11 protein-coding genes and 2 other annotated features are annotated in these 12,756 nt (G+C 32.5%); of the genes, 2 read left to right on the top strand and 9 right to left on the bottom strand.

Translation table 11 applies throughout. The annotated features are described in order from the left end of the window. Positions 1-12: 12 nt before the first annotated feature. From ABH961_RS06825 to ABH961_RS06810, 4 genes are all read right to left on the bottom strand, one after another. Positions 13-1,299 carry an MFS transporter gene (locus ABH961_RS06825; RefSeq protein WP_098068848.1) on the bottom strand — a complete coding sequence of 429 codons (1,287 nt, stop codon included), beginning with the start codon at positions 1,297-1,299 and terminating at the stop codon, positions 13-15. A gap of 214 nt (positions 1,300-1,513) precedes the next feature. After that, a complete protein-coding gene (locus ABH961_RS06820) occupies positions 1,514-2,545 on the bottom strand; it encodes an alpha/beta fold hydrolase (RefSeq protein ID WP_404519083.1) in 1,032 nt (343 codons plus the stop codon). 261 nt (positions 2,546-2,806) lie between these two features. Continuing rightward, positions 2,807-4,690, bottom strand: coding sequence for an FtsX-like permease family protein (locus ABH961_RS06815; protein WP_098076260.1), 1,884 nt, complete (start codon positions 4,688-4,690; stop codon positions 2,807-2,809). Between the two features lie 11 nt (positions 4,691-4,701). Further along, the gene (locus tag ABH961_RS06810; RefSeq protein ID WP_048546699.1) at positions 4,702-5,469 is read right to left on the bottom strand and encodes an ABC transporter ATP-binding protein; all 768 of its coding nucleotides are present in this window, start codon (positions 5,467-5,469) and stop codon (positions 4,702-4,704) included. A gap of 389 nt (positions 5,470-5,858) precedes the next feature. On the opposite strand from ABH961_RS06810, the gene ABH961_RS06805 reads away from it, so the two are divergent. After that, a complete protein-coding gene (locus ABH961_RS06805; protein ID WP_098076262.1) occupies positions 5,859-6,341 on the top strand; it encodes a DUF2975 domain-containing protein in 483 nt (160 codons plus the stop codon). A gap of 125 nt (positions 6,342-6,466) precedes the next feature. Here ABH961_RS06805 and thrS read toward each other — a convergent pair whose 3' ends face one another. The 5 genes from thrS to ABH961_RS06780 form a co-directional block, all read right to left on the bottom strand. After that, a complete protein-coding gene (gene thrS, locus ABH961_RS06800; protein WP_098642322.1) occupies positions 6,467-8,386 on the bottom strand; it encodes a threonine--tRNA ligase in 1,920 nt (639 codons plus the stop codon). A 44-nt stretch (positions 8,387-8,430) separates the two neighbouring features. Then, positions 8,431-8,653, bottom strand: a binding site (T-box leader). Between the two features lie 37 nt (positions 8,654-8,690). Further along, positions 8,691-8,914 (bottom strand) — a binding site (T-box leader). A 125-nt stretch (positions 8,915-9,039) separates the two neighbouring features. Continuing rightward, entirely contained in the window at positions 9,040-9,747 is a 708-nt protein-coding gene (gene rluF, locus ABH961_RS06795; RefSeq protein WP_048546694.1) for a 23S rRNA pseudouridine(2604) synthase RluF, read from the bottom strand. Positions 9,748-9,930: 183 nt separating this feature from the next. Further along, positions 9,931-10,551 (bottom strand): YdbC family protein, encoded by a 621-nt coding sequence (locus tag ABH961_RS06790; RefSeq protein ID WP_098642323.1) that lies wholly within the window; start codon positions 10,549-10,551, stop codon positions 9,931-9,933. A gap of 63 nt (positions 10,552-10,614) precedes the next feature. Further along, positions 10,615-11,433, bottom strand: coding sequence for a nucleotidyltransferase family protein (locus ABH961_RS06785; protein ID WP_048546693.1), 819 nt, complete (start codon positions 11,431-11,433; stop codon positions 10,615-10,617). A gap of 145 nt (positions 11,434-11,578) precedes the next feature. After that, the gene (locus tag ABH961_RS06780) at positions 11,579-11,923 is read right to left on the bottom strand and encodes a hypothetical protein (RefSeq protein ID WP_098633943.1); all 345 of its coding nucleotides are present in this window, start codon (positions 11,921-11,923) and stop codon (positions 11,579-11,581) included. Positions 11,924-12,055: 132 nt separating this feature from the next. On the opposite strand from ABH961_RS06780, the gene ABH961_RS06775 reads away from it, so the two are divergent. Next, positions 12,056-12,631, top strand: a complete 576-nt coding sequence (locus tag ABH961_RS06775) for a hypothetical protein (RefSeq protein ID WP_048546689.1) — start codon at positions 12,056-12,058, stop codon at positions 12,629-12,631. Positions 12,632-12,756 lie beyond the last annotated feature (125 nt).

Raw genomic sequence — 12,756 nt, 5'->3', positions numbered from 1 at the left:
AAACCGCATATATTACATCTCTTCAGCTATACTTTGCACTCGTTTCTTCCCACTCGGTAAAATGGTTTGATATAAACACGTAACAAAAAATAATAAACCAAATAAAATAATATACAACGTATCTGCACGAATCCATTTCGGGAACAACATCGCTATCGCACCGAGAGATAACAACTGGAATCCTGTCGTTAATGGACTAAGTAAACTTTGAACACGTCCCATGAATGATTCTTCTACAATTTCATACATCCAGCCCATAATTGCAACATTAATAAACGGTAAAAAGAAAGTCGCAAAAGCGATACATACATAAAAAGACCATACGTGGTTTACAAAGTAACACATACCGAAAAAGACCCCTGAGCCCGCCATACCAAATACAATAATAGGCTTGGGTGCATATTTCTTCCCTACACTTGTTGCTACTACACTTCCAATTAGTAATGAAATCCCTCCAACTACACCACCCACCATCGCTAAACTTTCATACGTTGCTGGTGCTAATTTATATTTTAATATGTAAGTTGTGGATACGCTTAAAATACCATTTAATAGTCCAAACACGATAAATCCTAAAAGTAATTTTTTTAAAGTTTCATTTTGATATATATACTTGATCCCTTTTTGAAACTCTGTTATTAACATTTTCAAATTAACTTCTTTCCATTTTGTTCTACCGTTTGGCAAACGCACTTTTTCTGGAATGGAGATCGTTTGAATCAAAATACCACTCATAATAAAAGTGAGCGTATTTACTAAAATACTCCCGTATATTCCAAAAGTCCAGTACACCATCGTTGCAATTCCTACACCAAACAAAGCATACAAACTATTCACCATTTGATTCACACCTGCTGCTGCACCGTATTGGTCGGATTCAACTACTCCCTGTATCATTGACTGTTCTGATGGAGAGAAAAATTGTATACATGCATTTTCCAAAAATAAAAATATAAAGACGAGTATAATCATTCCGTAATAAAGCGAAATTAGAATTCCGATATTACAGAGCGAACAACATATGTTACTTACCGTACAAATACGTTGTCTATCAAAACGATCCACTACTGTCCCTACTAATAGAAAAAAGATTAATGCAGGTAATGCCATCATAATTTGTGTCATCGTTGCGTAAACTGGTTGTTTTCCGTATTGGTCTAACAAATAAAACATTAAAGAAACTCCAGCAATCATAGAACCGAGTCGCTCTAAAATATTTGCTAGAAAAAAACGTGCATACACTTTGTTACGAAATAACTGTAGCATTTCTTTCATACTTCTAACCCTTTCTCTCGACAAAATTTTATTTTTTCAGTCATTTCTCGGAAGTTACATTATATTTTTCGACCATTATCCAATCTTTTCCTTCTGTATAGAGCACAATAAAAAAAAGACTCATGTTTTTTATACAAGAGTCTTGTTATTTAACTTCGCTTCACGTAATAATATGTAGCTAAAATCTTTATACGTCTCGCTAACTATTTTAATTCTCTAAAGTTCGGATATACTTTATTTATTTTATGAATGCATCGCACATCCACTCATAAAATTTTTCCTTCTCTTCAAATTGCGGATAATGAGCTGACTTTTCAAAAGTAATGAATTCTTTTTGATTCACTTCAATCATATCAAAATATTTTTTCGCTGCATGAAATGAAGTATTATAGTCGTATTTTCCCATAAGGAAATAAAGCGGTAGCTTCATTTCAGTCACCTTAGTAGGCAATGGGTTCTTTAAATCCTTTTCTAATAAGACAGTTTGAGAATGTGATACTCCAACGTTATAACGAATTACATCTAAAAAGTTATATTCATTACTGAGTAGCATCCCAATATTATCACCATCTGGATTTTCAATGAGTCTTGATGTTCCACCATATTTTGCAACATAATTCCTCGGAGTGTATGTATCGCCATTTTTAATTTTTTCAGTCAACTCATTTAAATAGGCAACCTCATCTGTATTCCCAGCACTTTGTGCCTGTTCAATCACATAGTTTAAACTATCCATTTCACTTTCTACTGTATCACTCATTTGCCCTATGCCAACATATGCTTCATATTTTTCAGGGGCTTTATTGGCAGCTTGCATTCCGATATATGTACCGTAAGAATGACCAACCAATATTACTTTTTCTTTACCAAGATGTTTTGAAACATAATCTGTCATAGCTAATAAATCTTCTACAAGAAGATCTGATGTAAGATTCGAATAGTCTTCAAAGAAATGATACGACTTCCCACTCGCTCTTTGATCGTAATTAACAACTGTGAATTTCTCTTCCAATAAGTTTTGGTATTTTTGCGCATATGGTATTTCTGAAGTACCTGGTCCACCATGTACAAAAATAATAACCGGATTGTTCTTATCTTTGCCGCGTATCATTATTTCATGCCCACTCCCATTTATCTCTACTTGCTCTAATGTACTTATACTGTTTTTCCCTTTTATTTGCGAGGTCCATGTAGGAAATATTAGTGCTACGATTAATAATAGTAAAATGATGACTCCAATAAGTTTTATTAATTTTTTTATCTTCTTCATAAGTAGTTTCCTTTCTTTTAAATTTATAAAAACATCAATTTAGTTCAGTAAAACTACCTCAAAAAAATATAAATATACAACAATTTCACCTTGATCTTTTGCACATTTTTAATATCCCATACACTTCTTAATTTTCCCCTATATAAACTCTTAACATTTTCTTAATTTTCAAATATAAACTTTATAGAAAGACTCAGTCAAAATGTATTAAAAATAAAGAAAAAAGCCCTTGTTTTCAAAACAAAGACTTTTTTCCTTTAACTATTTCGCTACTTCTTCTTTCGGCATTACCATACCTTTATAAAGTTGGACAGTAATCCAGTAATAGATGAAATAAATGACTAAGAAAATCCCAATCGGCACCCACACCTTTACAAACGGGTCAACTAATATAAAACTGAATAAGTTAAGCCCTACTAACACGTGGGAAATTCCAATAATCGCTGGGAAGATAAATAAATATGAAATTTCTTTATAAATACTTTTCGTTAACATACTACGTCTCACACCAATTTTTCGTAACATTTCATAACGGCGTACGTCACGAGAAGCACCTGTTAATATTTTGAACATTAGCGAACTTGCCATCATTGCTAAAAAGGCAATTCCAAGGAAAAATCCCATAAACATTGTTCCACTCATGAAACTGTTCATAAACTGATAAATTGTCATTTTTGTAAATAAATCTACTTTGGTACCTGTTGTTTTTTCAATTTGCTCTTTTTGTCTCTTATCTATATCGAGCAACAACGGTTTATATTTTTTCATATCATCTACTTTTGCTAATGTTACACTATGTTCCGTTCCTTGAACTGCTTTGTAGTGTTCTTCATCAGCAATTCTTACCGGTTTTCCGTTAAATTGATTATGTGTAATTTGTATTTCTCTTACAACCGCATCTTCCCAATCCCTTGGCATACGAGGAAGTTTATTGGCTGCTTCGGGAGCTTCCAAAGCAGAATAAACAGGTTCAGTTAAAGGTTCAGCCACACGTTTTCGAGCTGGCTCTTTTAAAGTTTTTGTATCAAAGTGGTCGGAAACGAGTGGTGGTTTCGCCGTTAAGTCGTTACGTAAGTAATACACCGCTTCTCCATCTACTTTATATTTATACTTGCTTTCTTCCACAATTTCCATTTCTTTTAAGGCTGCTTTATCTTGATCATTTGGATCATGAATTACGACATCATATACACGAGAGAAGTCTGTCATAATACCTACATTTTTTTGAAACGCCATACCTGCCGTCATTGCCCCTGCACCTAATGCAATTAACATCGCTACTGTACCTAGTACTCTCGATAAGCTATTTACTCGAAAGCGTAGCTGTGCATATGTAAAACTATTTAAGCCCGTTTCATTTCGTTTTTTATTCCCTTTAATTTTCATCACAAAAAATGGGAGCAATGAACTAAAGATAAAATATGTTCCAAGAGTTGTAACGATTGTCGCTATTATAAAGCCTAATTCAGCATATATTTTTACATTGATCATAAAGTAGTATCCTATACTTACTAGCAATATACCAAGTACCGTCATTATAATAATGCGAGTTTTACTTTTCTTTACTTCATCTAGTGTTTCATCTTCACGAATTAACTCCAATTCTGTTTTACGTAATAACCGGATGCTATTCATTAAACCAGTAATAAAAAATAGTATTAAGAAGAAAATAGCTGTAACTAAGATTGCTGGTGTATATACAGATGAATAACTACCTTTCGCTGAAATTTCCATACCATTCATTAAAAAGTTTCCTGCTACACTTGCAAGCAACATCCCCACTAAGATCCCGATAATAATACTGACAATCCCCATACCGAATGTTTCAATAAATAATAACTGTGCTACTTTTTTCTTTTTCGCACCGAGCATCATGTACATACCGAGTTCTTTTCTTCTTAATGTGAGTAAGAAAGAATTGGCATATATAATATAAAATACAGTAATGAACGATAATAGTATGGCACCTACCCAGAATACGAGTCTAATACTACTAATAAGACTATTATCCTTCGTAAATTCACTATTCATCGCCATCGTTTGGAACATGTAGAAAATACTAATACTAATAACGAGACCAATAAGTAAAACCATATAATCTTTTAACATCTTTTTCATACTATGACGTGATAATTTGAATAACATAGTCTCGCCCCCTACTTAGACTCAGCAGCTGAGCCCATATGAGCGAGCACGCCTAAAATGTCTTGATAGAAATTTTCTCGCGTTCCTTGACGCGTTAACTCTTTATAAAGAAGACCGTCTTGAATAAATAAAATACGCTCACAATAACTCGCACTAAATGCATCGTGTGTAACCATCAAAATACTTACATTGTGATTTTCATGTAAATCTTGCATCGCTTCTAATAAGCTTTTTGCATTTTTACTATCAAGCGCACCAGTCGGTTCATCTGCTAATACGATTGCTGGATTATGTACTAAAGCTCGTGCTGCCGCCGTTCTTTGCTTTTGTCCACCAGAAACAGCAGTTGGATATTTTGTTAAAATTTCAGTAATCCCTAATTTCTTTGCAACCTCATTTACTTTCCCCGTAATCTCACTTGAAGGTACGCCTTGCAGAGAAAGTGGTAAAGCGATATTTTCATAAATTGATAAGTTTTCTAGTAAGTTAAAATCTTGAAAAATGAACCCTAATTTTTGAGATCGAAAATCAGATAATGCATTCCCCTTCATAGAAGTAATATTTGTACCAGCTATTGTCACACTGCCACCCGTTGCTTGATCCAATGTACTAATCACATTAAGTAAAGTCGTTTTTCCAGATCCAGAAGGACCCATAATCCCGACGAATTCCCCTTCTTTAATACTTAATGACACACCCCTTAACGCTTTTGACTGATTCTCATTTCTTTTCCCATACGTTTTTTCTACACGTTCTACAGTAACTACATTTGTTGACATCTCTTTCACTCCATCCCTTTTGTGTAAAATTAATTTCTCACATATTTCTTATCTTTTTCTCATGTAAATCCTTAATAATTTTTAAATTTTTCAATCAGAAAGGATTACACGAGTTACGTAAACCTTTTTCCTATTACATATTCTCACTTTTCTAAAACTCGTTCCTTCGATTTCGCTTACATTTACCTTACATTTTTGTAAGGTAAAAAATATTACAGACCATTTCATAAGGCGGATTCCTTTGTAATGAGCAAGTTTTTTATTTTTATCAAAATTAATGGGATACATAAATAACAATAATAATAAGTTAAAAAACAATATAGTTTTATTTTAAAACGATAAATTATATGATAAAATCATGTTGTCATTAAATAAACGAGGTGCTTTTTATGAAACAAGTTTCAACACTCTTTTTAAAACTAGCTATTGTTTTTATAGGTATAGTAGTACTTGCATTGTGCATATTTTTAGTTCCTAAAATCGGGAATTTCGCTGGAGAATTGTATCCAGCTATTGCTTATATGAAATCTCTCGTTTTAATCGATATGTACGCAGCGACGATACCTTTTTACTTCGCTCTGTATCAAGTTTTTAAACTTTTAAGTTATATTGATAAGAACAAAGTGTTCTCGGTATTATCAGTAAAGGCTTTAAAAAATATAAAATACTGTGCCCTCACTATCGGTACCATATACATACTAGGTATGCCACTTTACTATCTTATGGCAAAAAAAATTGATCCTCCAAGTTTTATACCAATTGGATTGATCATTATTTTCTCCTCTATCGTGATTGCTGTTTTTGCTGCAGTTCTCCAAAAGCTCTTACAAGAAGCCATTAATATAAAATCAGAAAATGATTTAACGGTATGAAGTGAAGTATATGGCAATAAATGATGAAGGAATAGCGATTAAGCTATCCCTTCATCATTTATTATGGTTCTTTAATGAGTTTAAATTCAGTAATACATGTTAATGGTGTATTTTATTATCAATCTCTATTTCTTATTTTTTATTTCCTCTTTTATACTCTCCACAAACCCATTTAGTTCAATAACTTCTGACTGGTCTTCACCGTATTTACGTACATTTACAGATCCGTTCTCCATTTCCTTATCCCCAATAACAAGAACATAAGGAACTTTTTGCATTTGTGCTTCTCTTATTTTATATCCTAACTTTTCATCTCGTACATCTCTTTCAACACGAATGCCAGCTTGTGCTAATTTATCCGCAATCTCATCTGCGTATTGTACATGGACTGCATTCGAAACTGGAATGACCTTCACTTGAACCGGTGCCACCCATGCCGGGAACGCGCCTCCAAAGTGCTCAATTAATATCGCTAAGAAACGGTCTAAAGATCCTAAAACTGCTCTGTGAATGACAACTGGTCTTCTCTTTTCATTCTTCTCATCTATATAATTTAAATCAAACTTCTCTGGCATTTGGAAATCTAGTTGGATTGTCCCGCACTGATGACTTCTATTTAAGGCGTCTTTAATATGGAAGTCGATTTTCGGTCCATAAAATGCACCGTCACCTTCATTTAGTCTATATTTATAATTCAATGAATGTAATACATTTTCTAATGCCTCTTCTGCTTGCTCCCACAACTTATCATCACCCATTGAATCTTCTGGACGAGTAGAAAGCTCTACTTCATATTCGAATCCAAAAGTTTTATAAACATAATCAATTTGCGCCATTACAGATTTAATTTCATCTTCAATTTGTTCTGGAGTTACAAATAAATGAGCATCATCTTGGCAGAAAGTACGTACTCTTAATAATCCATTTAATGCCCCGCTAAATTCGTGTCGGTGTACTTGACCGAACTCACACATACGAATTGGCAATTCGCGATAAGAGTGTAATTTATTTTTGAACATTAACATATGTCCTGGGCAGTTCATTGGTTTTAATGCGAAACTTTTATTGTCTACTTCAGAGAAATACATGTTGTCTTTGTAATGTCCCCAGTGTCCTGATTTCTCCCATAATTCTTGGTTCATCATAAACGGAGTACGTACTTCTTGATACTTATACTCTTTTTGAATTTCTCTTAAAAATGCTTCTAATTCATTACGAATAATTTGTCCTTTCGGTAAATAAAATGGCATTCCCGGAGCCTCTTCAGAAAACATAAATAACTCCAGCTCACTACCTAATTTACGATGATTTCTTTTTGCTGCTTCTTCAACGAAATGTAAATAATCTTCTAATTCTTTTTGAGAAGAGAACGCAACACCATATATACGCTGAAGCACTTGATTGTTACTATCACCTCGCCAATATGCACCAGAAACGTGAGTTAATTGGAATGCTTTCAAATAGCCTGTTGACGGTAAATGAGGTCCTCTACATAAGTCTACAAATTCACCTTGTTTATATAGTGTTACACTTTCCCCACTAGGAATTGCTTCTAACAATTCTAATTTCAGGTGATCATTCATTTCTTGAAACAGTTTTTTTGCCTCTTCTCGTGAAACCTCAACTCGCTCTATTTTTATATTTTCATTTATAATTTTTTTCATTTCTTTTTCGATTTCCGGTAAATCTTCTACGTTTACACTACTCGGAAGATCCATATCATAATAAAATCCATTTTCAATAACAGGTCCTACACCAAGGTTTACATTACCATGCATTCTCTTTACAGCTTGCGCTAAAATATGTGCCGCAGAGTGTCTTGCAATTTCTACCCCTTCATTTGAATCTAAAGTAACGATTTCTACTTCCGCGTTTTCTTCAATATTTCGGCGTAAATCAAATAACTGATTATTAACTTTCCCCGCCACTGCTTTCTTTTTCAAACTACTGCTAATGGATCCAGCAATTTCTTCCAAAGTAATTCCTTTTACATATTCTTTAACGCTACCATTTGGAAATTTAATTTCAATCATCTGTTCTTTCATTTTTCATCTCTCCATTTCATAATAAAAAGCACACTCATCCCTAAAATAGGGACGAGCGTGCTTATACCCGTGGTTCCACCCAGATTCCCATCGTAAACATACAATGGCTTCTTTTACGGTAACGTCGTTTACACGGCACTAGATACTGAATTTCCCTAGTGCAGCTCTAAGGTGGTAAGTTATTTTTCTGCGTTAGGAAGTTCTCAGCTCTCCTTCCTTCTCTGTATAACCGGGGAAAATAACTCGTGTCCTTTTCTTCGCTTATTATGAAATTGAATGCAAAAAAGCATATTCATCCCTAAAAATTAGGGACGAATATGCTTATATTCGTGGTTCCACCCAGATTCCCATCACAAAAAACATAATGGCTTCTTTTGCGATAACGTCGCTTACACGGCACTAGATACTGAATTTCCCTAGTGCAGCTCTAAGGTGGTAAGTTATTTTTCTGCGTTAGGAAGTTCTCAGCTTTCCTTCCTTCTCTGTATAACCGGATAAAATAACTCGTGTCCTTTTCTTTGCTTTTAAAAGTACATCCATTAATTGTTATTTACTATATCTTATTCATTTTATTTTTGCAAGTGTTTAAAAATGATTTTTTATTTAATAAAAAAAGAAACCAAAAATAGATTTTTGGTTTCCTCTTCTCAATTTTACCAATCTTGTGGTTCGTAATTTAAGTCTGAAAATAGACGTCGTTTCTCTTTCTTCGATAAATCTCTCCACTGTCCAACAGGTAAATTATTTAATTCTATATTCATAATTCTTGTACGCTTTAAAGTGTATACTTGATAACCTAAAGCTTCACACATACGACGAATTTGACGATTCAACCCTTGAGTTAAAATAATTTGGAATTCATATTTTGATAACTGTGTTACCTCACAAGGAAGCGTTTTCGTTCCTAAAATTTTCACACCAGCTGCCATTTTCTCTAGAAAATCAGGTGTAATTGGCTTATCTACTGAAACGATATATTCTTTTTCATGTTTGTTTTCAGCACGTAAAATTTCATTTACAATATCACCATCATTCGTTAATAAAATTAAACCGTCTGAGTCTTTATCAAGACGTCCAATGTGACTAATTCGTAATGGATGATTCACTAAATCGATAATATTACCTTTTACAGATTTTTCACTCGTACATGTAATACCTACTGGTTTATTTAAAGCGATATATACGTGATCTCGAGCAATACGAAGTTGCTCTCCATTTACGCGTACATCATCACCTGGATTTACTTGGTCACCAATTTTTGCAACCTTACCGTTAATAATTACTCTTCTCTCATTAATTAGTTTATCTGCTCCACGTCGAGACGCTTTTCCAGCTTCACTAATAAATTTATTGATACGCAAATTAGGCACATCCTTTTCAAAAAAATTCAAGCTCACACTGCTTCTACCGTACAATACAAAAGGGTAAGCCTTCTATTATAACTTAAATATATTAACATGAAAGGGTATATAACGTCTTCTATTAATTACTCGTTTATAAGAAAATATCTTTATTATACATTCATTTATGCACGTTTTGTACACTTAATATACAAGCCACTCTTCCTTACATACAGCTTGTTTACCTCTAATATCTTTTAAATCCTCATGAATATTAGCTAGTTTATACAACTCTGAGAAAATCTCTTCTACATAATTTTGATGCGCCATTTCATCTTTCCAATAAGTTAACACTATGTAACAATTTTCATTTTTTAAAGACTTCCCAACAACTCCAGCTAGCAGCCCTTTTGCTTTTTCCATTCCTTTATTCCAAATTGTTTCTTGTTTATGTAAAAAATACTTTTCTTTTTCCACCTTTACATCACATATAGCAGCTCTAACGAATGATCCTTCTGTAACAACGTATTTCAAACTCGTATCAGTTATATCATACAACGTTTGAAATAGTTCAATTTCACATGAAAGAAACGTATCCTCTTGATTACTATTTAAATAAATGGTATCGTGTGCACTATTCATAAATGATTGATAAGCCCTTCTATCTTCCCATAAAGTGAATACACATGCATCATCTTCATTCCATCCACCAAATTGTCCGTGAAATCCATCTAGATGCTGTATAGCTTGCCATTTTTCTTGTGCTTTTGAAAATAACTCTTTTTTCTCTTCTTCCACCTTACAGTAGATTGTTTTTAGTAGCATTTCTAATTCCCCCTTACCTTACATTAATTTCACTCTCTACTTCTTTTTGTTTACATAATATTATTAGTTATCTATAGTATTCAAAAAATCAGCCGCTCTTTCTATCAGCCATTCACCAAACGTACTTAAAAATAATAAAATTTCATTTATATCATTTATCGGTTCAATTACATATTGTAATGCCTTTCTCATATTTTTTTCTTGTTCGGGAAAATGCTTACTAAATAATTCATAGGCAGGATATAAGTCTCTGGAGTAAAGTCCTTCTCTCTCAATTGTCAATGCTAGACCTGACCTGATTATTATCTTCATAATCCAACGACAACAATCCGCTATATCTTCCAAGCCTTTATTATGTATTAACTCTTTGCGTGCTTGTCCAATTTGTTTCCCCAATTGAATAAGATGTTCATAGGCTAACTCCTGACTTACTTTATATTTAGGTAAAGACAATGTTACATCTTCACCAAATATACATACTCCATGTGTTTGTATCATGAAGCTTATAAAAGAAAAACTCTTGGAATTTATCACTTCTTTTTCACTGTAAAAACTCAATTCCACTCCTGTTATACAATTGAATTTTTGCAAAATTTTAATTTCTAGTTTCTTTCGCCAACTTAAGTCTATTAATTTAGGATCCTTTCGCACTAATATAATTACATCTATATCAGCAATACCTTTAATTCCAATCCCTCTTGGAATTGAGCCTCTTATATAAACACTGTGTAAATCATCCTGTAACAATTCACAACAAGTATTTTTTATTTCCTGTATTACCTCCATAAATATAGGTTGAACTTTTTCAATATGTGCATCATTTATAATATATCCTTCATCATCAGTAGGACAAAAACGACCTATCTTTTTTATACTTGGCAATTTATCATCTCATCTCCATACTAAATATTATTTTATTCTATACACATAGTAATTATAATTTAAATAATTCAGAATTAAAAATCAAAAGAGATGGAAAGTAAACAATCCTACAATATCATTTACTTCCTATTTCTTTTATTATCAATTATTTTTCAAATATATAATACCTAATTTCTCCTGGGTAATGTAATATCTTTACCTTTCTTTCCACTTTTTTAAAACTAACAGTATGCCCGTTTTCCCCTAAGTTCTCCCATCCACTTACCTTTGTAATAGGCATTACACTTATATATTTATAATCCTCTTCCTTATCATCGTTAATATGTATTGCTGACATTGGCACTGGAAAATCTTTGATTTTAGATTCTTTATTCATAAATATGCATGCAATTAAACCCATTAATAACATAGCCATTGAAATATTTGAAACTAGTTTTCTTCTATTCATTTTCACTAAAATTCCTCTTTTCTCACATATTTCTTTTATCATCTTACTAACTTTAATTATTTGTTTATAGAAAAGATATAATTTAAATTATTTCTAACCTATTTTCTCTACATGAAACAACATTATTGTTATATATTATAATTATAAGTTTTTAAATTTTGGAGGCGTTACATATTGCAGAAATTTCTTTTTACTAAATGGACAGTTGTTATTTCTATTTTCATCATTTTCGGTACGATTTTCTATGTTACTAATGTGAAAAATAACAATGAAAAAGCAACTGTAGAAACAGTGGATACAAAAATTTTCAAAACTAAATTACAACCTAAAATCGATGAATTGACTACTAATTATAATGACATCATCGAAAAAGATTGGTTGCCTGCCTGGGAAGAGATTAATACGACTGGAGATTCAGTAGATCGAAATAAACTATTAGTTACAATGAATGCTGTTTCCAAACAATATGAAAAAATCATGAACGAAATAGACACTGTGAACATTAAAGAAAATATATCGGAAGTACAAATACAAGAACAACTAATTTATTTCACGACTGAATTCAAGACTGCTTCTAAATTTATGAAAAATGCAGCAGATTTAATTATAGACGGAGCAAATAACTCTACTCCATCCAATGAAACAATTGAAAATACTAAACATGCTTTAGGACTTGCGGACCAACATATTGTCCTCGCTTTATCTACGTTAAATGAAGTTGAAGTTAAATTAGGACTTGCAAAAAAATAAAACTGGTTACTATTTTAAAATAAAAAAAGATTGCAATTCATATTTTGTCTGTCTATAATGTTTTTATTGATTTACAATCAATATTTTTATAAATTTTATAATTCGGATGAACCATTCAGGAGAAG

It is taken from the genome of Bacillus sp. RC251, from assembly GCF_044908765.1.
In the GTDB taxonomy this organism is placed as follows: domain Bacteria; phylum Bacillota; class Bacilli; order Bacillales; family Bacillaceae_G; genus Bacillus_A; species Bacillus_A wiedmannii.
The sequence above is the reverse complement of the archived record's forward strand: the minus strand, read 5'-3'. Positions and strand labels throughout refer to the sequence as shown.

Bases quoted from the DNA above. Each gene is read 5' to 3' on its own strand.
- ABH961_RS06820 (WP_404519083.1), bottom strand. From the start codon at position 2,545: ATGAAGAAGATAAAAAAATTAATAAAACTTATTGGAGTCATCATTTTA.
- ABH961_RS06815 (WP_098076260.1), bottom strand. From the start codon at position 4,690: ATGTTATTCAAATTATCACGTCATAGTATGAAAAAGATGTTAAAAGAT.
- ABH961_RS06805 (WP_098076262.1), top strand. From the start codon at position 5,859: ATGAAACAAGTTTCAACACTCTTTTTAAAACTAGCTATTGTTTTTATA.
- thrS (WP_098642322.1), bottom strand. From the start codon at position 8,386: ATGAAAGAACAGATGATTGAAATTAAATTTCCAAATGGTAGCGTTAAA.
- ABH961_RS06790 (WP_098642323.1), bottom strand. From the start codon at position 10,551: ATGCTACTAAAAACAATCTACTGTAAGGTGGAAGAAGAGAAAAAAGAG.
- ABH961_RS06780 (WP_098633943.1), bottom strand. From the start codon at position 11,923: ATGATAAAAGAAATATGTGAGAAAAGAGGAATTTTAGTGAAAATGAAT.
- ABH961_RS06810 (WP_048546699.1), bottom strand. From the start codon at position 5,469: ATGTCAACAAATGTAGTTACTGTAGAACGTGTAGAAAAAACGTATGGG.